The organism is Vogesella sp. EB, assembly GCF_001037925.1.
In the GTDB taxonomy this organism is placed as follows: Bacteria; Pseudomonadota; Gammaproteobacteria; order Burkholderiales; family Chromobacteriaceae; genus Vogesella; species Vogesella indigofera.
The window spans coordinates 61,837-85,901 of sequence record NZ_LFDT01000009.1 but is presented as its reverse complement, the minus strand read 5'-3'; the positions used below and the strand labels follow the sequence as shown (position 1 = coordinate 85,901).

Below are 24,065 nucleotides of genomic sequence, written 5' to 3'. Positions count from 1 at the left end.
CAACGGACTTCAAATGCAATCCATCTCCTTTGCGTATCGTCAACTGAACGCGTTGATTCTAGGTAAACCGCTACAAATCCGCTTGGCGCTGACCTGCATGCTGGCCGGTGGTCACCTGCTGATCGAGGATGTGCCGGGCGTCGGCAAGACCACGCTGGCGCATGCGCTGGCCGGGGTGCTGGGGCTGGATTACCGCCGGGTGCAGTTCACCAGCGACCTGCTGCCGGCCGACATGCTGGGGGTGAGCCTGTTCCGCCCCGACGAAGGGCGCTTTGAATTCCAGCCGGGACCGGTGTTTTCGCAGTTGTTGCTGGCCGACGAGATCAACCGCGCCTCACCCAAGGTGCAGTCGGCGCTGCTGGAGGCGATGGAAGAACGCCAGGTATCGATCGATGGCCAGACGCACGCGCTGCCCAAACCGTTTTTCGTGATTGCCACCCAGAATCCGGATGGCCAGCTGGGCACCTTTCCGCTGCCGGAGTCGCAGCTGGACCGTTTCCTGATGCGCATCTCGCTGGGCTATCCGTCACCGGAGTCGGAGCGCGCATTGCTGCTGGCCGGTGACCGGCGGCAGGCCTTGTCGGCATTGCCGGCGGCGATGAATGCCGGCGAGCTGCTGGCACTGCAGCAGAAAGCGGCGCAGGTCACCGTCAGCAGCGCGCTGGCCGACTACGTGCTGGCCTTGCTGCTGGCCAGCCGCAAGCGCGAGCTGTTCATGCATGGCCTCAGCCCGCGTGCCGGCCTGGCCATTCTGGCCGCTGCCCGCGCCTGGGCGATGCTGGACGGTCGCGACCACGTGCTGCCGGAAGACGTGAAGGCGGTGTTCGTGGCGGTGTGTGCGCATCGCCTGCAGTCGCGGCTGCCGGGCATGAACAGCATTGATGCCGCACAGCGGTTGCTGGACCATGTCCCGCTGGCGTAAGGCGGCGTCATCCTGGCTGCTGCGCCGGCTGCCGCGACAGCAGCAGCTGGTGCTGGGGCAGTCGCGCATCTACCTGCTGCCGACCACGTTTGGCTGGGGACTGTTGCTGGTGGCGTGGGCGGTGTGGATCGGCGCGCTCAACTATGCGGTCAGTCTCGCCTACGTGCTGTCGTTCTGGATCGTGTCGCTGGTGCTGATTGCGGTGGTGCTGGCCTATCGCCAGCTGGCCGGCCTCGCGATCCGTTGCGGGGCGCCCGACGATGTGGTGGCTGGCAGTCACGCACTGTTTCCGCTGCAACTGCAGTGGCCGGAGGGCGAGTCGCGGCTGTTGCGCCTCGGCTGGCATGACGAAGCCGGTGGCGTGGTGCTGGACCGTCCCGGCGAGGTGCTGTTGCCGCGACTGACGCTGCAGCGCGGCCAAATGACGATACCGCCGCTGCGGGTCTATTCCGAATCGCCGTTGGGGCTGGTGCGGGCCTTTGCCTACCTGCGGCTGCAGACACAGGTGTGCGTTTATCCACTGCCCTGTGCCGACGAACGGGCGGCGGCCAGCCTGCCCGACGGCGGCCAGCTGCGCGAGCAGCAGCCGGTGCCGGGCGAGCTGTTTTCCCATCTGGTGGCCTGGCAGCCGGAGCTGGGTGCCCGGCGCATCGCCTGGAAAGCCTACGCCCGCCGCGGTGTGCTGCTGGCGCGGCGTTTCGAGGAGCCGCAAGCGGCGCGGGCGACCTGCCTGCTGGAGTGGTCCGCCTATCCGGCGGAGATGGCGGCCGAGGCCCGCCTGTCGCGGCTGTGCTGGCAGCTGCTGGCGGCGGCGCGGCGCGGCGAAGATGTCGTCCTGCGGCTGCCGCAGCAGGAGTTGCGGCTGACGGCGGGCGAGGTGCGGCCGGGACTGCGGGCGCTGGCCGGCTTTGGAGTACGCGATGCGCAGTGAACCGCGTCTGGCCCACTTTGCCGTGCTGGCGGCGCTGGCACTGACCGTGCTGCCGCTGTTCCTGCAGTTGCCGCCGTGGGTGCCGCTGCTGTTTGCGCTGCAGCTGGGCGGCCGCGCGTGGCTGGCGTGGCAGGGGCGGCAATTGCCGCATCGTGTGTGGCTGTTGCTGGCGATGATCGTGCCAGTGCTGTTGTTGTGGCTCAGCCTGCGCACCCTGGTTGGCCGCGAAGGCGGTGTGGCGCTGCTGCTGTTGCTGACCGGATTCAAGGCCTTCGAGACGGTGACGCTGCGCGACTGGCGCGTGCTGCTGGGGCTGGGTTTTTTTCTGGCGGCGACGCCGCTGCTGTTCGACCAGAGTCTGCCGTCGGCGTTGTGGCTGTTGTTGTCGCTGTTCGTGCTGACTTGGGCGATGGTGTTGCTCGCTGGGGTCGATAGTGCCGCCAGTCCGCGTGCCGCCGCGCTGGCGCTGCTATATGCGATGCCGCTGATGCTGCTGCTGTTCGTCGCCATGCCGCGGCTGCCCGGCCCGCTGTGGAGCATGCCGACAATGGATCAGCGCGCCACCAGCGGTCTCAGTGACAGTCTGGCGCCGGGCAGTATCGGGCAGATGATTCCGTCGCGTGAGCCGGCGTTTACCGCCCAGTTTCGCGGACGACAGCCGGTGCGAGAACAACTGTACTGGCGGGTGATGGTGTTCGATCGCTTCGACGGTGCGCGCTGGACGGCGGGTAGCGTGCCGGACAGCGGCGCTGCCTTGCTGCCTGGTGTGGCCGGCGAGCTGTCGTACTCGATTACCGCCACGCCGTTCAAGGGCGCGCTGCCGGTGCTGGAGCACGCGGTGTGGGCCGGCGAGGGCGTGCAGCAGGTCGCCGCCCAGCTAGTGCGGCGTATCGATGCCCGCAACGAGGCACGTCTGCGCTACGACGTGCGCAGCGTGGCACAAGCCGCTTATCCGGCGGCGCTGAGTGCCGAACAGCGCGATCACTATCTGCAACTGCCTGCGGCCAACCTTCGCACCCGGCAGCAGGGAGAGTTTTTCGCGCGCCAGTTCCGGGACGAGGCCGGGCGCCTGGCTGCGCTGCGTGCCTGGCTGCAGCAGCAGGGACTGCGTTATACCCTGTCGCCACCGCTGCTGCAGGGTGATGTGGTCGATGATTTCCTGTTTTCCAGCCGCCAGGGATTTTGCGAGCACTTCGCCTCGGCCTTCGCCACCCTGGCCCGTGCCGCCGGCCTGCCGGCACGAATCGTGGTCGGCTTTCAGGGCGGTGAATTCAACGCGGGCGGGCAGTTCTGGCTGGTGCGCTCCTCCGATGCCCACGCCTGGACCGAGGTGTGGCTGCAGGGACGCTGGCAGCGGGTGGACCCGACGGCACTGGTGGCGCCGTCGCGCATCGTCAGCGAGGTCGGCGAGCTGGTGCCGGAGGCGCAGGCGGTGGTGCCGGTGCTGGGACGCCGTCCGCCACAGTGGTGGCACACGGTTCATGCGCAATGGCAGCGCGCGGGCTTTGTCTGGCAGCAGTGGGTGGTGGATTACGATGCCCGGCGGCAGCAGAGCCTGTTCCAGCGTCTGGGGCTGGGCCGGGTAGGGGTGGGCAGTGTGATGACGCTATTGCTGCTCGGCGGTGTGTTGCTGGTGTTGCCGTTGCTGTTATGGCTGTTGTGGCGCCGGCCGCCAGCGCGCAGCTATCCGGTACGCGGCTGGCTCCTGCTGGTGTCGCGTCTGCAGCAGGCCGGTGTCGCGGCCGTGGCCAGCGATACACCGGCGCAGCTGCGCGACAAGGCCGTGCTGCTGGCGCCAGTGTTGCAGCAACAACTGGCGCGCCTGCTCGCTGACTGGCAGCAATGGCGCTACGCCGAGGGCGCCACCGATGCCGATCCGCGCTGGCGTGGCTGGTGGTGGCAGGTGCGCCGTTTCCGGCCACCAAGGTTGGCCGCAAAAAAACGCACAGGGCGTTAGCACCTGTGCGTGTTGCCGGCTGGCGGTGATCTCAGAGCAGGAAGTCTTTGGAGATGCCCTTGCGGCGCAGGATGCGGCGCAGGTGCTCCAGTGCCTCGATCTGGATCTGGCGCACCCGCTCGCGGGTCAGGCTCAGTGTGGCGGCCAGTTCTTCCAGGGTGCAGATCTCGTGGTTGTTGAGGCCGTAGCGGCGCTCGATCACCATGCGCTGCTTTTCGGTCAGCTGTGACAGCCATTCATGCACGAAATGCTCAATCTGCACATTGTGCAGCTGCGCGTCCGGTTCCTCGTGCTGCTCGTCGGGGATCGATTCGCCGATCGACAGCATCGGATCGATGTCCAGTGGCGCATCCAGTGACGCCATGCGCTCGTTGAGGCTCATCACCTTGCGCACTTCTTCCACCGGCTTGTCGACCAGATGGGCGATTTCGTCCAGGGTCGGTTCGCGGCCGATCTGGCTTTCCAGATGGCGCGAGGCGCGCAGGTAGATGTTGAGTTCCTTGATGACGTGCACCGGCAGGCGGATGGTGCGCGACTGGTTCATGATCGCCCGTTCCACGCTCTGCCGGATCCACCAGGTGGCATAGGTGGAGAAGCGGAAGCCGCGCTCCGGATCGAACTTCTCCAGCGCGTGCATCAGGCCGATATTGCCTTCCTCGATCAGGTCGAGCAAGGCCAGCCCGCGATTGATGTAGTGCTTGGCAATGTTGACCACCAGCCGCAGATTGTGCTCGATCATCTTCTGCCGGGCGGCAAAATCGCCTTGCACCACGCGGCGTGCCAGCGCCACTTCTTCCGCCGGTGTCAGCAGGGCATTGTTGCCGATATCGTTGAGGTAGATCTGGGTGACGTCGGTGACTTCGCTGACCGCCGAGCTAACACTGCTTTCCTCGGCCTCGACGGCTTCCTTGGCTTCCGCCTCCTGCTCTACCTCTTCATCCAGCACTTCTTCAAGTAGTTCCAGATCATCGCTCATGATGCTTTCCCCCGCTTGCAGTTACCCCGGTGCAGGGGAGTCCCTGCTAGGGTTTAGCTTCCAGAAACTTGCTCGGGTCTACCGGCTTGCCCATTTCCCGGATCTCGAAATGGAGTTTTACTTGATCTGCGTCGGTATCACCCATTTCGGCAATTTTCTGGCCTTTCTTGACCGCTTGTCCTTCTTTGACCACTAATGCGCTGTTGTGTGCGTAGGCTGACAAATAAGTCTTGTCGTGGCGGATGATGATCAGCTTGCCATAACCACGCAAACCGCTGCCACTGTAGACCACCTTGCCGTCATTGGCTGCCATCACCGGCTGTCCCAGTTTGCCGCTAATGTTAATGCCCTTGTTTTGCTCCGAGAAGCCCCGGACCACCTTGCCCTGCGTCGGCCACTGCCACTGGCTGCCGGTAGCGGCCGAGGCTTCCGGGCGGCTGCTGTCGACCGCCGTACCCGTCGTGGCCGGAGCCGTGGTGCCGGCGACCTTCGGTGGCTGCTTCTCTTGCGGCAGCTTCTCCAGCGGTGCCGGCGGCTTGCTGCCACTGCTGCCCTCGGCCAATAGCGGCAGCTGTCTGTTCGCATTCTCCGAGTACGGCAGTTTCAATGCCTTCGGATATTGTTTCAGCGTCTCGTTACCGTTCTTGGCGCCGCCGCTGACCGTATTGCTTGCCGTTGCCACTTCGGCTGGCGGCTTGGCTACCGTCGCCGGGCTGGTGGTGCCGGGTGGCGTCAGGCGCAGCGTCTGGCCAACCTTGATGTTGTAGCCATCCAGATTATTCCATTCCGCCAGATCCTGATAGCGCAGACCATTATTAACCGCAATGCGGTACAGCGTTTCGCCGGCCTGGACCTGGTGCGTGCTGCCGGCCGTCGGCGTATTCGCCTTCGGCAGTGAGCCGAGCCGGATCGGGCTGCTCTGCGTGCCAGCCGTTACCGGGCTGCTGTTGGCGGCTTTGCTGCCGGTGGCGCTGCTGCCGAGAACGCTGGCCTGACCGGCCACAATCGGTGCCGGCGTCGGGTTGCTGGTGGCGCAGGCGGCCAACAGCAGTGGCAAGACGACAGGCAACGGTTGGATCAGTTTAAATACTTGCTTGTACATTGGCTTGAGGATGTTATATGCCAGTTCTGATCTGGCTGTAAATTGTCTGACAATCTGGCTGGGGCGTGTTGTTGCGTTTGTGCCCTGCATCATTGCTTGCCGGGTAGCAGCGGCACAAAGCGGACGGCTTCCAGCCGGGTTTCCTGAATTGCGGTGGCGGTCTTTTCGTACAGCCACAGGTGCTGCTCCTGGTCGCCGATCGGCAAAACCAGCCGTCCTCCGGTTGCCAGCTGTGGCAGCAGCGCCGGCGGCACCTGGCGGGCGGCGGCGGTCATGATGATGCCGTCAAACGGCGCCACATCGGGCAGGCCCTGATGGCCATCACCATGAACCAGTCTGGCATGGACCAGCTTGGCATTGCGAAGGTTCAGCCGTGCCTTGTCGAGGATGCCGGAGAGGCGCTCGACAGAATAGACCTGGGCACCGGTTTTCAGCAGCACGGCCGTCTGGTAGCCGCAGCCGGTTCCGATCTCGAGGATCTTGCCGGGGCTGCTGCGTCCTTCCAGCAGCTTTTCGGTCATGCGTGCCACCGTCAGCGGCTGGGAGATGGTCTGCCCCTGCCCGATCGGCAGCGACACGTCATCGTAGGCACGGGTTGCCAGTGCCTGGTCGATGAACAGGTGGCGCGGCACTTCGTACATTGCCGCCAGCACCCGCTCGTCGCGAATGCCCTGCTGGCGCAGGCGCTCGATCATGCGCAGGCGCGTGCGCTCGGAAATCATGCCGTAGCTGCCCTGGGCAACGCTTACTGGTTGAGCCATGTGCGGATGAATCCCATTTGTTCGCTGGCGGTCAGGTCTATCATCAGCGGCGTGACCGAAATCCGGTTATGGCGAATGGCGTGGAAATCGGTGCCGGCGCCGGCGTCCTGCTCCGGGCCGACCGGGCCGACCCAGTACACGGTATCGCCGCGCGGATTCTTGCCGGCAATCACCGGCTCGGCATGGTGGCGGCGGCCGAGGCGGGTGACCTCGATCTCTTGCAGCTGTGCTACCGGCACGTCGGGGACATTGACGTTCAGCAGTACCGGGTGGGTAAACGGTGTCTTGAGGGTATTGGCCATCAGCAGGTCGACGGCATGGCAGGCGCTGGCGAAGTGCTGGTGCTTGCCGGCCAGCGAAACGGCCACTGCCGGGATGCCGAGCAGGAAAGCTTCGGTGGCGGCGGCAACGGTGCCCGAGTACAGCGTGTCGTCACCCATGTTCGGGCCGTGGTTGATGCCGGAGAACACCATGTCCGGCTTGAAATCGAGAAAACCGGTGACGGCGACGTGCACGCAGTCGGTGGGGGTGCCGTTGACGTAGTAGTAGCCGGATGCCGCCTGCTTCACGCTCAGCGGCCGGTCCAGCGTCAGCGAGTTGCTGGCGCCGCTGCGGTCGCGCTCCGGTGCCACGACCACTACCTCGCCGTATTTGGCCAGGGTGCTGGCCAGGGCCGCGATCCCCGGCGAGAAATAACCATCATCATTGCTAACAAGAAATTTCATGGCAACCTTCCATCCAGACCATCCGATTGTATCCGCGTATGCTGGTGGCGCAAAATTTCTCTGTCCGGCCGGCACGGCCGCCGGCGCAGAATGAAAAAGGGCCGGCGTACGGCCGGCCCGGTGTGCTGCGTTGCGTTATCGCTCAGACGTAGTAGCGCTGGCTGAAGTCGAGCATGCGCTCGATCGGCAGTCTGGCGGCGTCCATCTCGGCCTGGCTCAGGTAGTCGATGCGGGTGCCGAGGCCTTGCTGCGCGCGCTTGACTGCTTCGATGGTGTTCATCTTCATGTACGGACAGGAGTTGCACTGGCAGCCGGCGTAGATCGGCGCCTGGCGGATGTCCAGTTCCGGGCGGGCGAGGCGCATGTTGTAGAGGATGCCGTCTTCGGTGGCGACAAAGATCACGTCGCTGACCGCGCCGTCATAGGCCTTGATCCAGTTGAGCATGCCGGAGGTGGAACCGACGTACTGCGCGCGCTTGAGCACCGGCAGCGGGCTCTCCGGATGGGCAATCAGGTAAGCCTTGCTATTGACGGCTTCCAGCGCCTCGTTGAGCGCGGCCTCGTTGAACTTGTCGTGCACCTCGCACACCGCCGACCACAGCGGCATGTCGTAGCCGTACTGGTAATTGAGGTAGCCGCCCATGTTGCGGTCCGGCGAAAAAATGACTTTTTTGCCTTGCTCATACAGGTGGGCAATGATGTCGTCGACGTTGCGGCTGGTGACGATCCAGTCCGACAGCGCCTTGTGCGCGGCCGAGGAGTTGATATAGGACACGTGCACGTGATCGGGGTGGCTCTCGCGCCACTGGCGCAGTGCCTCGACATCGGTCTGCGTCACCAGCGAGCAGGTGGAGCCGGCGTCCGGCAGGATCACTTCGGCTTGCGGGTTTAGGATTTTTGCCGTCTCGGCCATGAAGCGCACACCGGCGAAGACGATGATGTCGGCTTTGGATTCGCGCGCGAACAAGGACAGCTCGAGGCTGTCTCCCACCTTGTCGGCCATTTGCTGGATTTCGGGCTGGGTGTAGTAGTGCGCAAGTGTGACGACGCGTTTAGACATGGTAGCAATCCCCGGCGCGGGCGTGGGCCCTGGCTGTTGGCGTTGATTCTTGATGCGGCGCAACAAAAATGCAGCGCCAAACAGGGAAGATTAGCAATAATGATCGCGCGGCGCTACTGTTGAGATGCGTTGTATGCCGTAGGCAAGTAGCAGCTGTATCTTTACACATCTGCAATGGCAACCGGCGGCCGGTAGCGCCACTCAGGCCGGAAAACCTCTGCCCATCAGGATGGCAAAACTATGAAACCGCACTATCTGACCCCGTTGTTCTCTCCCCGCAATGTTGCCGTGATCGGCGCCAGCGATACGCCCGGCTCGGTGGGGCAGGCGGTGTTTGCCAACCTGCTGGCCGGTAACTTCCAGGGCAAGCTGTATCCGGTCAACCTCAATCACCGCATCGTCGGCGGCATTGCCGCTACGCCGTCGGTGCGGCTGATCGAAGGGCCGATCGATCTGGCGGTGGTGACCACGGCATTGCGCGGTTTGCCGGCCATCGTCAAGGATTGTGGCAAGAAGGGGGTCAAGGCGATCCTGCTGGCCAAGGATTTCTCCGATTCGGAGGACGTGGAGCGCGCGGCGATGGACGAGGCGCGCTCGCTGGCGCGCCACTACGGCATCCGCATCCTCGGCCCCAATGTGCTGGGCCTGATGCGGCCGGTGGCCGGTTTCAATGCCAGCAACTACAACAGCCGGGTCAAGGCGGGCAATCTGGCGCTGGTGTCGCAATCCTCGGCGCTGTGTACCGCGATGCTGGACTGGGCGGACAGCAAGGGCATCGGCTTTTCCAGTGTGGTGTCGGTCGGTGAGGCGCTGGACGTCGAGTTCGGCGAAATCCTCGATTACCTGATCGCCGACAACTTCACCCAGGGCATCCTGTTGCACGTGCACCACGTGCACGATTCGCGCCGCTTCATGAGCGCGCTGCGGGCGGCGGCGCGGACCAAGCCGGTGGTGGTGGTGAAGTCGGGGCGCTACGAGGACGACGTGATCGGCGTCACCCACTCCTCGAACATGGTCGAAAGCGGCGACGTATTCGATGCCGCGCTGTCGCGGGCCGGTGTACTGCGGGTGGCCACCATCGCGCAGCTGTTTACCGCCGCCAAGGTACTTGCGGCCAACTATCGCGTCACCGGCAAACGGCTGGCGATCGTCACCAACGGCATCGGCCCCGGCGTGCTGGCGGCCGACAGCGCCTACATGTACGGCGTGGAGCTGGCCAAGCTGTCTGCCACCAGTCTCGACCTGCTCAACGAGTCGCTGCCGCGCAACTGGTCCGGCAGCAACCCTGTCGACATCATCGGTGACGCGAGCCCGGTGCGCTTCCGTACCGCGGTCAAGGTCTGTCTCGACGACCCCAATGTCGATGGCGTGCTGGTGATCTTCACGCCGCAGGCCGGCACCGACCATCTGACCACCGCGCAGCTGATGGTCGGCTTGCAGCGCGAGAGCAACAAGCCTTTGTTCTTGTCCTGGCTGGGTGATGCCAAGGTGTCGGAAAGCCGCGAGCTGTTTTCCCGCTCGAAGTGCGCGCATTTCCGCGCGCCGGAGTTCGCCATCGAGGTGTTCCGCAACCTGGCGTCCTACCACCAGAACCAGCAGCTGCTGCTTCAGACGCCGGGGCCGCTGGAAGGCGAACGGCTGGTGCCGGACGTGCTCAGCGCCCGCGCGGTGATCGCCACGGCGCAGGCGGAAGGGCGCAGCATCCTGTCGGAGCGCGAGTCGAAGGCGGTACTGGCCGCCTTCAACATCCCGGTCAACCCGACAAGGTTGGCCGCAAGCGAGGACGAGGCGGTGTGTTACGCCGCCGAGATCGGTTATCCGGTGGTGCTGAAGATCGACTCGCCGGACATCATCTACAAGTCGGATGTCGGCGGGGTCGAGCTCAATATCAGCAACGAAGCCACACTGCGAGACGCCTACCGCGGCATCATCGGCCGCACGCTGCAGGCGCGGCCGGAGGCGAAGATCGTCGGCATCTCGGTGCAGCCGATGCGCAAGCGCCGTTTTGCCCGCGAGCTGATGGTCGGCGTGACCCACGATGCCTCGTTCGGGCCGGTGATCACCTTCGGCGCCGGCGGGATCGCGGTGGAAGTGATGCAGGACCGTGCCTTGAGCCTGCCGCCGGTCAACCACTATCTGGTGGAGCGCATGATCGACAAGACCCGCATCGGCAAGATACTCGGGCCGTTCAAGAACATGCCCGGCATCGACATCGAGGCGCTGAAGAATATCGTGCTGCACGTGTCGGAGCTGGTGTGCGAGCTGCCGGAGGTACGCGAGATGGACATCAATCCGTTGATGGCGGACGAGTCCGGCGTGGTGGCGCTGGACGCGCGCATCATCGTGCAGCCGCAAGTGCAGGGCAAGCCTTACGGTCACATGGCGATCATGCCGTACCCGGCACACATCGTGCACTGCGCGATGCTGAAGGACGGTACCACGGTGATGATCCGGCCGGTGCGACCGGAAGACGCGCAGATGCAGCAGGAATTCGTGCGCAACCTGTCCGAGGAAAGCCGCTACAACCGCTACATGTCCAGCATCAAGCAGCTGTCGCAGAGCATGCTGGTGCGCTTCACCCAGCTCGACTACGACCGCGAGATGGCGCTGGCAATGGTGCGCCAGACCGATGACGGCGAAGAGCAGCTGGCGGTGGCGCGCTACATTACCGACCCTGACAACGAAAGCTGCGAGTTCGCGCTGGAGGTGGCCGACTCGTGGCAGGGCAAGGGCATCGGCGTGATCCTGATGCAGGCGCTGTTCGACGCGGCGCGCGAACAGGGGCTGAAAACCATGGTCGGCGAGGTGCTGGCCGGCAACAAGGGCATGCTGAAACTGATGGCACGGCTGGGGTTTGTGGTGACCACGCATCCGGAAGACCGGGCGCTGACCATCGTGACCAAAGACCTGCAGGGCGAGGCGACGGTGAAGTCCCTGCAATAAGCGCTTGCGGTATAAGGGAAAAGTGCCATAAAATCGGAAGCTTTTCTACGATTCCGTAATTTTAAGGACAATCGACAATGGTAGTGATTCGTCTTGCACGTGGTGGCTCTAAAAACCGCCCGTTCTACAGCGTGGTAGTAACTGATTCCCGCAGCCGTCGCGATGGCCGCTTCATCGAGCGCGTTGGTTTCTACAACCCGGTCGCCAACGAGAAGGAAGAGCGCGTTCGCCTGTCCATGGACCGTCTGAACTACTGGATCGGTACTGGCGCACAAGTATCTGATTCCGTTGCAAAACTGCTGAAAGAGCAGCCAAAAGCCGCTTGATCTCCGTTGATCTGCCAATAACGGAGCCTGAGCGCATGCGTGATGATGATCTGGCAATAATGGGTTTTGTCCGCGGCGCATTTGGTGTTCGTGGCTGGATCAAGGTACACGCGGATACCCAGTTCGCTGACAGCCTGTTTGACTACCCGGTCTGGTGGATCGGCAAGGAAAACGACTGGAAGCCTTTTACGTTCAAGGACGGGGCAGTGCAGCCAAAGAACTTGGTGGCACAGCTGGAAGAAGTCACTGGCCGTGAACAGGCTGAGGCGATGCGTGGCCTGAAAGTTGCAGTACCCAAGGTGGAATTGCCGCCTGCCGAAGATGGCGAATATTACTGGTCGGACCTGATCGGTATGAATGTCATCAACGCGGAAGGTCTCTGTCTGGGCAAGGTTGTGGACCTGATGGAAACCGGCGCTAATGACGTGCTGGTGATCAGCGGTGAACACGGCCAGATCCTGATCCCGTTTGTGGCTGCCTATGTCGGCGATGTCGACACGCAGAACAAGCAGATCAAGGTCGAGTGGGGACTGGATTACTGATGCAGCTTGATGCGGTATCACTTTTCCCCGAAATGTTTGATGCCATCACCCGCTACGGGGTCACCCGTCGGGCGTTGGAACAATCGATCTGGCAGTTCTCGGCGTGGAATCCGCGTGATTTCACTACCGACAGTTACAAGACGATCGACGATCGCCCTTACGGTGGCGGCCCCGGAATGGTGATGATGGCCAATCCGGTGGAGCAGGCCATTGCGGCCGCGAAAGCCAGGCAGCAGCAGCAAGGTGTCGAGCGCAGTCATGTCGTGTACCTGTCGCCGCAGGGGCAACCGCTGACGCACCAACGGGTGGCAAGCTTGGCCGCAATGCCGGGCCTGATCCTGTTGTGCGGGCGTTACGAAGGCATCGACGAGCGCTTGATCGACCAGGAGGTCGATGAAGAGATTTCGGTCGGTGACTACGTACTGTCCGGTGGTGAATTGCCGGCGATGATCGTGATGGATGCGGTGGTACGGCTGTTGCCGGGGGTACTCAATGACATGCAGTCCGCCTACGAAGACTCTTTCGTGGATGGCCTGCTCGATTGCCCGCACTACACGCGTCCGGAAGAATACCGGGGTGTCCGGGTGCCAGAGATTCTGCTCTCCGGTAATCATGCCCTGATCGCCAAATGGCGGCTGAAGCAGTCTCTCGGACGCACCTGGTTGCGCCGGCCGGACTTGCTGAAAGACCGCATTTTGACAAAACAGGAATCTCGGCTGCTGACGGAGTTTCAGCAGGAACAAGATTCCCTGAAAAACAAGGAGTAGTAACATGAATCTGATCCAGCAACTGGAACAGGAAGAAATCGCTCGTCTGGGCAAGACTTTCCCTGAATTTGCACCTGGCGACACCGTTGTCGTGCAAGTCAAGGTTAAGGAAGGTACCCGTGAGCGTCTGCAGGCTTACGAAGGTGTTGTGATCGCTCGCAGCAACCGTGGTCTGAACAGCTCTTTCATCGTGCGCAAACTGTCCGCCGGTGAAGGCGTTGAGCGTACCTTCCAGCTGTACTCCCCGCTGATGGCTTCCATCGAAGTGAAGCGTCGCGGTGACGTACGTCGTGCCAAGCTGTACTACCTGCGTGGTCGTACCGGCAAGTCGGCACGTATCAAGGAAAAGCTGCCAAACCGCAAGTAATCTTCTTGCGAAGGCTTTGCCTCAAGAAAGCGCCAGCCTGTTGCTGGCGCTTTTTTCATGTCGGTACGCAATAAAAAATCATGGCACAGCAAATACAGTCCGCATCCTCCGCTCCGGCACTGGACGGCTTTCTCGATCACCTCTGGCTGCTGGATAACCTGTCGCTGAACACGCTGGCTGCCTACCGCCGCGATCTGGGGCGGGTGCACGAGTTGCTGCTGACGCAAGGCGCCACCCTGGAGGAGGCGGACACCCCGGCGCTGGAGCAGGTGATGCTGGCGCTGATCGAGGTCGACAAGCCGGCCACCCGTGCGCGGCGCTTGTCGGCGGTGCGGCGCTATTACCAGTACCTGTGCCAGCAGCAACTGCGCGATGACGATCCGGCGGCCAGGCTGCAGGCGCCGCGGCTGGGGCTGCGCCTGCCGACCTCGCTGTCGGAGCAGCATGTGGAGGCGTTGTTGCAGGCGCCGGATTGCGAAACCCCGCTCGGCCTGCGCGACCGGGGGCTGATGGAGGTGCTGTACGCCACCGGGCTGCGCATCAGCGAGCTGGTCGGCCTGACGCTGGGGCAGCTGTATCTCAACGACGGCTATCTGCGCGTGGTCGGCAAGGGCAACAAGGAGCGGTTGGTACCGCTGGGCGAGGTGGCCGAGGACTGGCTGCGGCGCTATCTGGCGGAGGCGCGCACGCTGATCCTGGGGGCGCATCGCTGCGATGCGGTGTTTGTCAGCCGCCGCAAGCAGGCGCTGACACGGCAGATGGCCTGGGTGCTGATCACACGCTACGCGCGGCAGGCACAGCTGCCGCCCTTGAGCCCGCATACCTTGCGTCACGCCTTCGCCACCCATCTGGTCAACCACGGTGCCGACCTGCGCGTGGTGCAGTTGCTGCTCGGCCATGCCAGCCTGTCCACCACCCAGATCTACACCCATGTCGCGCGCGAGCGCCTCAAGGCGCTGCACCTGGCGCATCACCCGCGCGGCTAAGGTTGGCCGCAGGCAAGAAAAAACCCCGCGTCGTGACGCGGGGTTGTGCTTTGGCAGTCAAATTCAGGCAACGTCGGCGGTTTCCTCGAAGCTCAGCTGGATCTTCTCCGCGTCGTCGATGTCCACCGTCACCTCGCCGCCATTGGCCAGGCGACCGAACAGCAGCTCGTCGGCCAGCGCTTTGCGGATCATGTCCTGGATCAGGCGCGCCATCGGGCGGGCACCCATCAGCGGATCGAAACCCTTCTTCGCCAGGTAGGCACGCAGCTCGTCGGAGAAGTGGACTTCCACTTTCTTCTCGTTCAGCTGCTGCTCCAGCTGCATCAGGAACTTGTCCACCACCTGCAGGATGATCTGCTCGTCCAGCATGCGGAACGGGATGGTGGCATCCAGCCGGTTGCGGAATTCCGGGCTGAACAGGCGCTTGATGTCCGCCATTTCATCGCCGGCCTGCTTGCTGTTGGTGAAACCGATGCTCGGCTTGGCCAGCGCTTCGGCACCGGCGTTGGTGGTCATGATGATCACCACGTTGCGGAAGTCGGCCTTGCGCCCGTTGTTGTCGGTCAGCTTGCCGTGGTCCATCACCTGCAGCAGCACGTTGAAGATGTCCGGATGCGCCTTCTCGATTTCGTCCAGCAGTAGCACCGCGTACGGTTGCTTGTTGATGGCCTCGGTCAGCAGTCCGCCCTGTTCGAAGCCGACATAGCCCGGTGGCGCACCGATCAGGCGCGATACCGCGTGGCGCTCCATGTATTCCGACATGTCGAAGCGGATCAGCTCGACGCCGAGGAAGTAGGCCAGCTGCTTCGCCACCTCGGTCTTGCCGACGCCGGTGGGGCCGGAGAACAGGAAGGAGCCGATCGGCTTCTGCGGGTTGCCGAGGCCGGAGCGTGCCATCTTGATGGCGCTGGTCAGCGCATCGATTGCTTTCTCTTGGCCGAACACCACGTTCTTCAGGTCGCGGTCGAGGTTTTTCAGCACGTTGCGGTCATCGCTGGAGATGGTCTTCGGTGGAATGCGCGCAATCTTGGCGATGATTTCCTCGATCTCGGACTTGTTGATCACCTTCTTCTGGCGCGACTTCGGCAGGATCTTCTGCGCGGCGCCGGCTTCGTCGATCACATCGATCGCCTTGTCCGGCAGGTGACGGTCGTTGATATAACGTGCGGACAGCTCGGCGGCGGTGGTCAGTGCCGACACGGTGTACTTCACGCCGTGGTGCTCTTCAAAGCGGCTCTTCAGCCCCTTGAGGATCTCCACGGTCTGTTCCACCGTCGGTTCCACCACGTCGATCTTCTGGAAACGGCGCGACAGCGCGCTGTCCTTCTCGAAGATGCCGCGGAACTCGGTATAGGTGGTGGCGCCGATGCAGCGCAGGCTGCCGTTGGACAGTGCCGGCTTTAGCAGGTTGGACGCGTCCAGCGTGCCGCCGGAGGCGGAGCCGGCACCGATCAGGGTGTGGATCTCGTCAATGAACAGGATCGCGCCCTTGTCTTCCGACAACTGCTTGATCACCTGCTTCAGGCGCTGCTCGAAGTCGCCGCGATACTTGGTGCCGGCGAGCAGGGCGCCCATGTCCAGCGAGTAGACGGTTGCGGTGGCCAGCACTTCCGGTACGTCGCCGCCGACGATACGTCGCGCCAGGCCTTCGGCGATGGCGGTCTTGCCGACCCCCGCCTCGCCGACCAGCAGCGGGTTGTTCTTGCGGCGGCGGCACAGGATCTGGATCACGCGCTCGACTTCGCTGGCCCGGCCGATCAGCGGATCGATCTTGCCGTCGCGGGCCAGCTGGTTCAGGTTCTGGGTATAGCTCTCCAGCGCCCGGCCAGGGTTGGCCGCGGTTTCTTCCTGGTCGGCATCATTGTTTTCGCTGTGCTCGCTGCTACCGGCGCCGCTGGCTTTCGGGCTTTGCTTGGTGATGCCGTGCGAGATGAAGTTGACCACATCCAGGCGTGAGGTTCCCTGCTGGTGCAGGTAGTACACGGCATGGGAATCCTTTTCGCCGAAGATCGCCACCAGAATGTTGGCGCCGGTGACTTCTTTCTTGCCGGAGGACTGCACGTGCAGGATGGCGCGCTGGATCACGCGCTGGAAGCCGAGCGTGGGCTGGGTTTCCACTTCGTTGTCACCCGGGACGATCGGGGTGTGTTCGTCGATGAAATCGCCCAGCTGTTTCTTCAGCTGTTCGATATTGGCGCCACAAGCGCGCAACACTTCGGCAGCAGACGGATTGTCTGTCATCGCCAGCAGCAGATGCTCAACGCTGATGAGTTCATGCCGCTTGCGCCGTGCCTCCATAAACGCCATGTGCAGGCTTACTTCCAGTTCTTGGGCAATCATCAGTTTTCCTCCATGACACACTGCAGCGGTTGCTGGTGCGCCCGTGCGTGCTGCGAAACTTGTTCAACTTTGGTCGCGGCGACATCTTTAGTATAAACACCGCAAACGCCTTTGCCTTCTGTATGTACCTGCAACATGACGCGTGTTGCCTTGGTCTCGTCCATGTAAAAAAACTGCTGCAACACGGCGACCACAAAATCCATCGGGGTAAAGTCGTCGTTCAGCAGCAAGACCTTGTACAGGGGGGGCGGGGCCGTCTTGCTGCGAGACGCCTTGAGCGTCGTGTCATCCTGATACTGCGTAGACATGTGGGCTTTCTACTAATTCATGCTTGCTTGAAGTTTGGTTCGCGGTGCTTTTTTTTCAAGAGTAACGCATGGTATTGTGCTTGTCGCTTGACGTCTTAGTACGGCTGGCGTAAAAACGAACTGTAAGTTGGCTTACCAGTTTGCATAAGGTTGTCCTTTGCATGCTTGTAGGCTCGAATTGTCAGGCTGCTGCAGCCTGTTTTCATTATGCATGTAAGGATAGTTACAGATGGCAACTGGTATTGTTAAATGGTTTAACGACGCTAAAGGTTTCGGTTTCATCACTCCTGATGGTGGTGGTGACGACCTGTTCGCGCACTTCTCCGCGATCAATATGCAAGGTTTCAAAACCCTGACCGAAGGTCAGCGTGTATCTTTCGACATCGTCCAGGGCCCGAAAGGCAACCAGGCGTCGAACATCCAGGCTGCCTGATTTAGCCGCGTCTGACGCAAAACCCCCGCCAGCTCAGCTGGCGGGGGTTTTTGCATGGTGCGGCCTCAGTGTGTGGGCTGTGCTGCCAGCCACCAGCGCCGCTGCTGCTCGGCGCCGCGGTCGGTGCGGAACTGGCGGTGCAGCAGCAGGCAGGTCAGGTAGCCGACGAGGCCGAGCACCAGCCACGGCAAGCCGGGCTGCTGCAGCTGGCGGGCGATGTCCAGCAGCCAGCCGCCGCCGACATAGCCGCTGGCGCCGCCCAGCGCCAGCCCCATGCGGCTCATGCCCATATAGCTGGCGCGGGCCTCGGCCCTGGCGAAGCCGGCGATGCGCGCCTCGCGTGGCGGCTCGGTGATGATGGTGCCGAGATAGAACAGCCCCAGGATGACGAAGGCGGGTTGCCAGGACTGGATCTGGCTCATCAGGAGCAGGCTGCTGCTCATCAGCAGGATGCCGGCCAGAATGCGCGCCTCCAGCGACAGATAGCGTTCACCCAGCCGCGCCAGCGGGTACAGCAGGCTCAGCGACAGCAGCGTCTCCAGCGTGTACATCCAGCCGACGGCGGCGGCGGTGCCGGCCAGCTGCTTGAGGGTGACCGGCACCAGCAGCATGATCTGTACCCCCAGCGCGTAGTAGCCGCTGAGGATCAGCACGAAGCGCATATAGGCGCGATCGCGCAGCACGGTGCGCGCGGCGGCCAACGGTGGCGCGCGTTTGCTGGCCACGCGGTAGGGCGGCAACAGCAGCGCGTTGACCAGCGCCGCCAGCAGGAAGATGGCACAGCCGCTCATGCCGACCCACCAGAAGTCATAGTGCAGCAGCCAGGAGCCGAGCAGGGCGCCGATCACCGCGCCGGCGCTGTCCTGCATCATCAGCAGGGTGTAGAAGCGGTTGCGCTCGTGCGGCCGGGTCAGCTTCACGATCAGCGCCGAGCGCGGCGGATCGAACAGCGTGCCGCCCAGCCCGGAGAACACGCAGGAGGCGATCAGCCACCACGGCGAGCTGGCGTTGGCCATCATCGCGAAGCCGGCGGCGCGCAGCAGCATGCCGCTGACGATCAGCGGCTTGGCGCCGTAGCGGTCGGCCAGCGTGCCACCGAGCAGGCCCAGGCCCTGCTGCAGCAGCTGGCGGATGGCCAGCGCCACCCCGACCAGCGTGGCGGCCCAGCCGAGCCGGTCGACAAAGTGCAGGCTGATCAGCGGAAAGACGATGAAGAAGCCCATCACCACCAGCAGGTTGTCGGTCATGATGAACCATCGGCCGTAACGGCGGGCTTGTTCCGGGCTGGACATGATAGGCTTTCTTCGGGGTTGATAACGGCATTTTCCGCGCGCTTCAGTTATTATTGAAGCCATTAACTTGCAATATTTGCTATCCGGATTGCTTATGTCTATTGCGATGGATGACCTGCAGTTGCTGCTCGATATCGTGGCCTGCGGCAGTTTCAGCCAGGCGGCGGCGCGGCGTGGCTGGTCGCAGCCGCAGGTGAGCCAGCGCGTGGCGCTGCTGGAGGCCGAGGTCGGCGCACAGCTGTTTCGCCGCCATCGGCGCGGCGCCTTGCCGACGCCGGCGTGCGAGGCCTTCCTGCCGGCGGCGCAGCAGGCACTGGCTGCGCTGCAACGCGGGCGGGAGGCACTGCAGCGCGAGCCGGCGCTGCCACGGCTGACGCTGGCCAGCCTGCCGTCGCTGTCGTCGGTGATCTTCGGCCCGGTGCTGCTGGCGCTGGCCGACGCCGCGCTGGAGATCCGCTGCAGTACCGATCATTCGCCGGCGATCATGGAACGCTTGCTGACCGGGCAGGCGCAGGTCGGCTTCGTGCTGCGCTGCCCGCCGATGGCCGGTATCCAGATGGAGCGCATCTGGCGCTCGCCGATGGTGGCGGTGGTGCACAACCGTCACCCGCTGGCCAGCGCCGGCAGCCTGCAGCTGGCCGACATCGCCAACGAGCGGCTGGCGCCGCAGTACTGGGGCGAGGGCTGCGACGAGCTGCTGGCGCTGATCCGCGCCGTGCGGCGGGTGGCCGGCCCGATCCACGCGGTGCAGCCGGCGGTGGCTGCGCGCGAGCTGGCGATGGAGCACGGCTTCCTCACCTTCATGCCGGAGGTGGCGGTGCGGCGCGACCTGCGCGACGGCCGGCTGGTGAAGCTGGCGCTGAGCGACCTGCCGCTGTGGGAGTGGGAGGTGATGATGGCGTGGCGCACCGGCAAGCGCGCGGATGCGCCGTTGCAGCAGGTGCTGGACACCGTGCGCGCGTTGGCCGGCGAGTGGCGCTAGCGTTGCGGCCAAGGTTGGCCGCAACGCAACAGGCCCGCCGTGGCGGGCCGGGTCGAACGAGCGGCGAGGCTTAGAACCTGTTCAATGTCTGCTGCGATTGATCTCAATGGGGCGATACGGCGTTAAAAACGACTTCGGCATGCAGATTTTATCCAGCTCAACGCCGCTTCCTCAGCCATTGTTGCCTTGTCTCGCGTGAGCGCGCGAGACTTTGAACAGGTTCTTACATGCGCGCGATCATCGCATCGCCGAAGGCGGAGCACGACACCTCGGTGGCGCCGTCCATCAGCCGCGCGAAGTCGTAGGTCACCTGCTTGTCGGCAATGGCGGCTTCCATGGCCTTGATCACCAGGTCGGCGGCTTCCTTCCAGCCCAGGTGGCGCAGCATCATCTCGGCGGACAGGATCAGCGAACCCGGGTTCACCTTGTCGAGGCCGGCGTACTTCGGCGCGGTGCCGTGGGTGGCCTCGAAGCAGGCGTAGTGGTCGGAGATGTTGGCACCCGGTGCGATGCCGATGCCGCCGACCTGCGCCGCCAGCGCGTCGGAGATGTAGTCGCCGTTGAGGTTGGTGGTGACGATGGTGTCGTATTCGGCCGGACGCAGCAGGATCTGCTGCAGGAAGGCGTCGGCGATGGCGTCCTTGACGATGATCTCGCGCCCGGTGAGCGGGTTCTTGAACTGGCACCACGGGCCGCCGTCGATCGCCTGGGCGCCGAACTCTTCCTGCGCCACCTTGTAGGCGACGTCGCGGAACAGGCCCTCGGTGAACTTCATGATGTTGCCCTTGTGCACGATGGTCAGCGACTGGCGGTCGTTGGCGATCACGTACTTCAGCGCGGCGCGTACCAGGCGGGTGGTGCCCTCGATCGAGATCGGCTTGATGCCGATGCCGGAGCTGTCCGGGAAGCGGATCTTCCTGACGCCCATTTCCTGCTGCAGGAATTCGATGATCTTCTTGGCGCCCTCGGATTCGGCCGCCCATTCGATACCGGCGTAGATGTCCTCGGTGTTCTCGCGGAAGATCACCATGTTGACCAGTTCCGGGTGCTTCAGTGGCGATGGCACGCCGTTGAAGTACTGCACCGGGCGCACGCACTGGTACAGGTCCAGTTCCTGGCGCAGTGCCACGTTCAGTGAGCGGATGCCGCCGCCGACCGGGGTGGTCATCGGGCCCTTGATCGACACCGCGTATTCCTTCAGCGCATCGAAGGTTTCCTTCGGCAGCCATTCGTCCGGGCCGTACAGACGGGTCGACTTCTCGCCGGCATAGACTTCCATCCAGTGGATTTTCTTGTCGCCGCCGTAGGCCTTGGCCACCGCGGCATCAATGACCTTGATCATCACCGGGGTGATGTCGATGCCGATGCCGTCGCCTTCGATGAATGGGATGATCGGGTGGTTCGGAATCGGCTGGCCCGGGATGATCTTCTGTCCGCCGGCCGGAACCGTGATATGGGATGCGCTCATCAATACCTCTCCTTTGTGGACTCCATCTGTGTTGACCTGTGTCGTGGCAATCCGCGTTGCCGTCCCTGGCCTGTCGCACCCTGCGTGACCGAGGGCTGCCGTTTGTTATTGTTAGCTCAAGGTTGGCCGCAGCGGTATCGGTGTTTGCGGCCGTGCCACGCCGTTGCATTGTAGCCGAGCACGTGCTTGGTGGAACATGATCGACCGCAAGCGGTCATCGACGGCAAGAAAAAACGCCAGGGCGAGGCCCTGGCGTTGTCGGGTGCTGGCAGTGCGGTCTGGCCGCGCTGCCCTTGCTTGCGGCTTAGCTGCGCGCTGTCGCCAGCGCGGCGTTGAAGGTAGCGCTCGGGCGCATTACCGCCTGGCACTTGGCGGCATCGGCCAGGTAGTAGCCACCGATGTCCACCGGCTTGCCCTGTACCGCTTTCAGCTCGTCAACGATCTGCTGCTCGCTCTCGCTCAGCGTCTTGGCCAATGGCGCGAACTGGGCCGCCAGTGTGGCGTCCTCGCTCTGCGCGGCCAGTTCCTGCGCCCAGTACATGGCGAGGTAGAACTGGCTGCCACGGTTGTCCAGCTCGCCGGTCTTCGGCGACGGACCCTTGCTGTTGTCCAGCAGCTTGCCGGTGGCGGCGTCCAGCGTCTTGGCCAGGATCTTGGCCTTGTCGTTGCCGGTCTTCAGGCCGAGGTCTTCCAGCGATACCGCCAGCGCCAGGAACTCGCCCAGCGAATCCCAGCGCAGGTGGTTTTCTTCCACCAGCTGCTGCACGTGCTTCGGTGCCGAGCCGCCGGCGCCGGTCTCGTACATGCCGCCACCTGCCATCAGCGGCACGATGGACAGCATCTTGGCGCTGGTGCCCAGTTCCATGATCGGGAACAGGTCGGTCAGGTAGTCGCGCAGGATGTTGCCGGTCACCGAGATGGTGTCCAGCCCGCGGATCACGCGTTCCAGCGTGTAGCGCATCGCGCGCACCTGCGACATGCACTCGATGTGCAGGCCGGTGGTGTCGTGATCCTTCAGGTACAGCTTCACCTTCTTGATCAGCTCGTTCTCGTGCGGACGGTACGGGTCCAGCCAGAAGATCGCCGGCATGCCGGAGTTGCGGGCACGGGTGACTGCCAGCTTGACCCAGTCGCGGATCGGGGCGTCCTTGACCTGGCACATGCGCCAGATGTCGCCTTGCTCCACGTTCTGGCTCAGCAGAACTTCGCCGGTCGCCAGATCGACGATGTTGGCGATGCCGTCTTCGGAGATCTCAAAGGTCTTGTCGTGCGAGCCGTACTCTTCGGCTTTTTGTGCCATCAGGCCAACGTTCGGCACCGTGCCCATGGTCTTCGGATCGAAGTTGCCATGCCATTTGCAGAAGTTGATCATCTCCTGGTAGATGCGGGCGAAGGTCGATTCCGGCATCACCGCTTTCACGTCCTTCAGGCGGCCATCGGCGCCCCACATCTTGCCGCCGTTGCGGATCATGGCCGGCATCGAGGCGTCGACGATGATGTCGTTCGGCGAGTGGAAGTTGGTGATGCCCTTGGCGGAATCCACCATCGCCAGTTCCGGACGGTATTCGTGGCAGGCGTGCAGGTCGCGCTTGATCTCGTCCTGTTTCGATTGCGGCAGGGTGGCGATCTTGTCGTACAGGTTGGCCATGCCGTTGTTGACGTTGACGCCCAGCTCGTCGAACAGCGCGCCGTGCTTGGCGAACGCGTCCTTGTAGAAGATCTTCACGCAGTGACCGAACACGATCGGGTGCGACACCTTCATCATGGTGGCCTTCACGTGCAGCGAGAACATCACGCCGGTCTTGTGCGCGTCTTCGATTTCCTTCTCGTAGAACTCGCACAGCGCCTTCTTGCTCATGAACATGCTGTCGATGATCTCGCCTTCCAGCAGCGATACCTTCGGCTTCAGCACGATGGTCTGGCCGCTCTTGGTCACCAGCTCCATCTTCACGTCACGGGCGCGGTCCAGGGTCATGGATTTTTCGCCGTGGTAGAAGTCGCCGTGGTGCATGTGCGAGACGTGGGTGCGCGATGCCTGGCTCCACTCGGCCATGCTGTGCGGGTGCTTGCGCGCGTATTCTTTCACCGCTTTCGGTGCGCGGCGGTCGGAGTTGCCTTCACGCAGCACCGGGTTCACGGCGGAGCCCAGGCACTTGCTGTAACGCGCCTTGATCGCTTTTTCTTCGTCGGTGGTCGGGTTTTCCGGGTAGTCCGGCACCGCGTAGCCCTTGGCTTGCAGTTCCTTGATGCAGGCCTGCAGCTGGCCGACGGAGGCGCTGATGTTCGGCAGCTTGATGATGTTGGCGTCCGGGTCCTGCGTCAGGCGGCCCAGTGCGGCCAGGGTGTCAGGCACCTTCTGGGCATCGCTCAGGTAATCGGGGAATTCGGCCAGCACGCGCGCCGCGACCGAAATGTCGGCGGTGTCGATATGGATGCCGGCGGCGCCGGTAAAGGTCTGGATGATCGGCAGGAAGGCGTTGGTTGCCAGCGCGGGCGCTTCGTCGGTGAGGGTGTAGATGATGGTCGGTTGTTCCGAAGGCATTACTCTATCTCCATGATTATTTTGTGACGACTAAACGATGGCACGGGGCGATGGCACGGGGGCTTGCGGTGCTGGACGACAACCCGTGTCGACGCGGGGAAAGGCTGTGAAAGGCCGGCTCTTGGTTCGTCAGGTGCCAGCGGCGCCCGGAACGGTGATGCCCGGTGACTCTCGGGCGACTTTTCAGATGCGAATTATACTCCGTCCGCGCCCTGCTGTTCGACGCACATTCGAACTTTGGCGTCGTTTTTCCGGTGAACGCTTGTTCGAATGTGAATTGTGTTGCGCCGCGGCTACGCCGGGCGCCGCCTATTCCGAAGCGCTATATCTGCTAT

General features: G+C 63.3%; 21 protein-coding genes. 11 read left to right on the top strand and 10 right to left on the bottom strand.

The genetic code is table 11. From position 1 onward, the window contains the following. Positions 1-13 precede the first annotated feature (13 nt). Genes ACG97_RS07580 through ACG97_RS07570 form a run of 3 tightly spaced genes read left to right on the top strand, consistent with a single transcriptional unit; the run spans position 14 to position 3,810 of the window. On the top strand, positions 14-922 hold the full coding sequence (locus tag ACG97_RS07580; RefSeq protein WP_047966740.1) for a MoxR family ATPase: 909 nt from the start codon (positions 14-16) through the stop codon (positions 920-922). Then, a complete protein-coding gene (locus ACG97_RS07575; protein WP_053068105.1) occupies positions 906-1,853 on the top strand; it encodes a DUF58 domain-containing protein in 948 nt (315 codons plus the stop codon). The genes ACG97_RS07580 and ACG97_RS07575 overlap by 17 nt, the downstream gene beginning before the upstream one ends. Then, the gene (locus ACG97_RS07570; RefSeq protein ID WP_047966739.1) at positions 1,843-3,810 is read left to right on the top strand and encodes a DUF3488 and transglutaminase-like domain-containing protein; all 1,968 of its coding nucleotides are present in this window, start codon (positions 1,843-1,845) and stop codon (positions 3,808-3,810) included. The genes ACG97_RS07575 and ACG97_RS07570 overlap by 11 nt, the downstream gene beginning before the upstream one ends. Positions 3,811-3,841: 31 nt before the next feature. On the opposite strand, the gene rpoS is transcribed toward ACG97_RS07570, so the two are convergent. From rpoS to nadA, 5 genes are all read right to left on the bottom strand, one after another. Then, entirely contained in the window at positions 3,842-4,786 is a 945-nt protein-coding gene (gene rpoS / locus ACG97_RS07565; protein ID WP_047966738.1) for an RNA polymerase sigma factor RpoS, read from the bottom strand. A 46-nt stretch (positions 4,787-4,832) separates the two neighbouring features. Further along, positions 4,833-5,981: a peptidoglycan DD-metalloendopeptidase family protein gene (locus ACG97_RS07560; protein WP_238377288.1), complete on the bottom strand. Its 1,149-nt coding sequence runs from the start codon at positions 5,979-5,981 to the stop codon at positions 4,833-4,835. Next, complete coding sequence (locus ACG97_RS07555; protein WP_047966736.1) at positions 5,978-6,649, bottom strand: protein-L-isoaspartate(D-aspartate) O-methyltransferase; 672 nt, start codon at positions 6,647-6,649, stop codon at positions 5,978-5,980. The genes ACG97_RS07560 and ACG97_RS07555 overlap by 4 nt, the downstream gene beginning before the upstream one ends. Then, on the bottom strand, positions 6,634-7,374 hold the full coding sequence (gene surE, locus ACG97_RS07550; RefSeq protein WP_047966735.1) for a 5'/3'-nucleotidase SurE: 741 nt from the start codon (positions 7,372-7,374) through the stop codon (positions 6,634-6,636). Before surE ends, ACG97_RS07555 begins: the two co-directional genes overlap by 16 nt. A 142-nt stretch (positions 7,375-7,516) precedes the next feature. Next, positions 7,517-8,434, bottom strand: a complete 918-nt coding sequence (gene nadA, locus ACG97_RS07545) for a quinolinate synthase NadA (protein WP_047966734.1) — start codon at positions 8,432-8,434, stop codon at positions 7,517-7,519. 240 nt (positions 8,435-8,674) lie between these two features. Between nadA and ACG97_RS07540 the strand changes: the two genes are divergently transcribed. From ACG97_RS07540 to xerD, 6 genes are all read left to right on the top strand, one after another. Continuing rightward, the gene (locus tag ACG97_RS07540) at positions 8,675-11,377 is read left to right on the top strand and encodes a bifunctional acetate--CoA ligase family protein/GNAT family N-acetyltransferase (RefSeq protein WP_047966733.1); all 2,703 of its coding nucleotides are present in this window, start codon (positions 8,675-8,677) and stop codon (positions 11,375-11,377) included. Between the two features lie 77 nt (positions 11,378-11,454). Then, a complete protein-coding gene (gene rpsP, locus ACG97_RS07535; protein WP_047966732.1) occupies positions 11,455-11,703 on the top strand; it encodes a 30S ribosomal protein S16 in 249 nt (82 codons plus the stop codon). A 35-nt stretch (positions 11,704-11,738) separates the two neighbouring features. Then, positions 11,739-12,245, top strand: coding sequence for a ribosome maturation factor RimM (gene rimM, locus ACG97_RS07530; protein ID WP_047966731.1), 507 nt, complete (start codon positions 11,739-11,741; stop codon positions 12,243-12,245). After that, positions 12,245-13,012, top strand: a complete 768-nt coding sequence (gene trmD, locus ACG97_RS07525; protein ID WP_047966730.1) for a tRNA (guanosine(37)-N1)-methyltransferase TrmD — start codon at positions 12,245-12,247, stop codon at positions 13,010-13,012. The genes rimM and trmD overlap by 1 nt, the downstream gene beginning before the upstream one ends. A gap of 4 nt (positions 13,013-13,016) precedes the next feature. Beyond that, the gene (gene rplS, locus ACG97_RS07520) at positions 13,017-13,379 is read left to right on the top strand and encodes a 50S ribosomal protein L19 (RefSeq protein WP_047966729.1); all 363 of its coding nucleotides are present in this window, start codon (positions 13,017-13,019) and stop codon (positions 13,377-13,379) included. A gap of 80 nt (positions 13,380-13,459) precedes the next feature. Then, positions 13,460-14,365, top strand: coding sequence for a site-specific tyrosine recombinase XerD (gene xerD / locus ACG97_RS07515; RefSeq protein ID WP_047966728.1), 906 nt, complete (start codon positions 13,460-13,462; stop codon positions 14,363-14,365). 63 nt (positions 14,366-14,428) lie between these two features. Here the strand turns inward: xerD and clpA are convergent, their stop codons facing one another. Together clpA and clpS are read right to left on the bottom strand one after the other, a co-directional pair. Next, positions 14,429-16,705, bottom strand: a complete 2,277-nt coding sequence (gene clpA / locus ACG97_RS07510) for an ATP-dependent Clp protease ATP-binding subunit ClpA (RefSeq protein ID WP_047966727.1) — start codon at positions 16,703-16,705, stop codon at positions 14,429-14,431. Next, positions 16,705-17,013 (bottom strand): ATP-dependent Clp protease adapter ClpS, encoded by a 309-nt coding sequence (clpS, locus tag ACG97_RS07505; protein WP_047966726.1) that lies wholly within the window; start codon positions 17,011-17,013, stop codon positions 16,705-16,707. The genes clpA and clpS overlap by 1 nt, the downstream gene beginning before the upstream one ends. Before the next feature lie 229 nt (positions 17,014-17,242). On the opposite strand from clpS, the gene ACG97_RS07500 reads away from it, so the two are divergent. Beyond that, on the top strand, positions 17,243-17,446 hold the full coding sequence (locus ACG97_RS07500; protein ID WP_047966725.1) for a cold-shock protein: 204 nt from the start codon (positions 17,243-17,245) through the stop codon (positions 17,444-17,446). 65 nt (positions 17,447-17,511) lie between these two features. Here the strand turns inward: ACG97_RS07500 and mdtH are convergent, their stop codons facing one another. Next, positions 17,512-18,738, bottom strand: coding sequence for a multidrug efflux MFS transporter MdtH (mdtH, locus tag ACG97_RS07495; RefSeq protein ID WP_082133685.1), 1,227 nt, complete (start codon positions 18,736-18,738; stop codon positions 17,512-17,514). A gap of 94 nt (positions 18,739-18,832) precedes the next feature. On the opposite strand from mdtH, the gene ACG97_RS07490 reads away from it, so the two are divergent. Next, positions 18,833-19,720 (top strand): LysR family transcriptional regulator, encoded by an 888-nt coding sequence (locus tag ACG97_RS07490; protein WP_047966724.1) that lies wholly within the window; start codon positions 18,833-18,835, stop codon positions 19,718-19,720. A gap of 223 nt (positions 19,721-19,943) precedes the next feature. On the opposite strand, the gene icd is transcribed toward ACG97_RS07490, so the two are convergent. Both icd and ACG97_RS07480 read right to left on the bottom strand, forming a co-directional pair. Continuing rightward, positions 19,944-21,188: an NADP-dependent isocitrate dehydrogenase gene (gene icd, locus ACG97_RS07485; RefSeq protein WP_047966723.1), complete on the bottom strand. Its 1,245-nt coding sequence runs from the start codon at positions 21,186-21,188 to the stop codon at positions 19,944-19,946. A gap of 304 nt (positions 21,189-21,492) precedes the next feature. Then, a complete protein-coding gene (locus ACG97_RS07480; RefSeq protein ID WP_047966722.1) occupies positions 21,493-23,730 on the bottom strand; it encodes an NADP-dependent isocitrate dehydrogenase in 2,238 nt (745 codons plus the stop codon). Positions 23,731-24,065: the final 335 nt, after the last annotated feature.

What these genes read in the sequence shown, in the direction of transcription:
- ACG97_RS07580 (WP_047966740.1), top strand. Translation starts at nt 14, where the DNA reads ATGCAATCCATCTCCTTTGCGTATCGTCAACTGAACGCGTTGATTCTA.
- ACG97_RS07575 (WP_053068105.1), top strand. Translation starts at nt 906, where the DNA reads ATGTCCCGCTGGCGTAAGGCGGCGTCATCCTGGCTGCTGCGCCGGCTG.
- ACG97_RS07570 (WP_047966739.1), top strand. Translation starts at nt 1,843, where the DNA reads ATGCGCAGTGAACCGCGTCTGGCCCACTTTGCCGTGCTGGCGGCGCTG.
- rpoS (WP_047966738.1), bottom strand. Translation starts at nt 4,786, where the DNA reads ATGAGCGATGATCTGGAACTACTTGAAGAAGTGCTGGATGAAGAGGTA.
- ACG97_RS07560 (WP_238377288.1), bottom strand. Translation starts at nt 5,981, where the DNA reads ATGATGCAGGGCACAAACGCAACAACACGCCCCAGCCAGATTGTCAGA.
- ACG97_RS07555 (WP_047966736.1), bottom strand. Translation starts at nt 6,649, where the DNA reads ATGGCTCAACCAGTAAGCGTTGCCCAGGGCAGCTACGGCATGATTTCC.
- surE (WP_047966735.1), bottom strand. Translation starts at nt 7,374, where the DNA reads ATGAAATTTCTTGTTAGCAATGATGATGGTTATTTCTCGCCGGGGATC.
- nadA (WP_047966734.1), bottom strand. Translation starts at nt 8,434, where the DNA reads ATGTCTAAACGCGTCGTCACACTTGCGCACTACTACACCCAGCCCGAA.
- ACG97_RS07540 (WP_047966733.1), top strand. Translation starts at nt 8,675, where the DNA reads ATGAAACCGCACTATCTGACCCCGTTGTTCTCTCCCCGCAATGTTGCC.
- rpsP (WP_047966732.1), top strand. Translation starts at nt 11,455, where the DNA reads ATGGTAGTGATTCGTCTTGCACGTGGTGGCTCTAAAAACCGCCCGTTC.
- rimM (WP_047966731.1), top strand. Translation starts at nt 11,739, where the DNA reads ATGCGTGATGATGATCTGGCAATAATGGGTTTTGTCCGCGGCGCATTT.
- trmD (WP_047966730.1), top strand. Translation starts at nt 12,245, where the DNA reads ATGCAGCTTGATGCGGTATCACTTTTCCCCGAAATGTTTGATGCCATC.
- rplS (WP_047966729.1), top strand. Translation starts at nt 13,017, where the DNA reads ATGAATCTGATCCAGCAACTGGAACAGGAAGAAATCGCTCGTCTGGGC.
- xerD (WP_047966728.1), top strand. Translation starts at nt 13,460, where the DNA reads ATGGCACAGCAAATACAGTCCGCATCCTCCGCTCCGGCACTGGACGGC.
- clpA (WP_047966727.1), bottom strand. Translation starts at nt 16,705, where the DNA reads ATGATTGCCCAAGAACTGGAAGTAAGCCTGCACATGGCGTTTATGGAG.
- clpS (WP_047966726.1), bottom strand. Translation starts at nt 17,013, where the DNA reads ATGTCTACGCAGTATCAGGATGACACGACGCTCAAGGCGTCTCGCAGC.
- ACG97_RS07500 (WP_047966725.1), top strand. Translation starts at nt 17,243, where the DNA reads ATGGCAACTGGTATTGTTAAATGGTTTAACGACGCTAAAGGTTTCGGT.
- mdtH (WP_082133685.1), bottom strand. Translation starts at nt 18,738, where the DNA reads ATGTCCAGCCCGGAACAAGCCCGCCGTTACGGCCGATGGTTCATCATG.
- ACG97_RS07490 (WP_047966724.1), top strand. Translation starts at nt 18,833, where the DNA reads ATGTCTATTGCGATGGATGACCTGCAGTTGCTGCTCGATATCGTGGCC.
- icd (WP_047966723.1), bottom strand. Translation starts at nt 21,188, where the DNA reads ATGAGCGCATCCCATATCACGGTTCCGGCCGGCGGACAGAAGATCATC.
- ACG97_RS07480 (WP_047966722.1), bottom strand. Translation starts at nt 23,730, where the DNA reads ATGCCTTCGGAACAACCGACCATCATCTACACCCTCACCGACGAAGCG.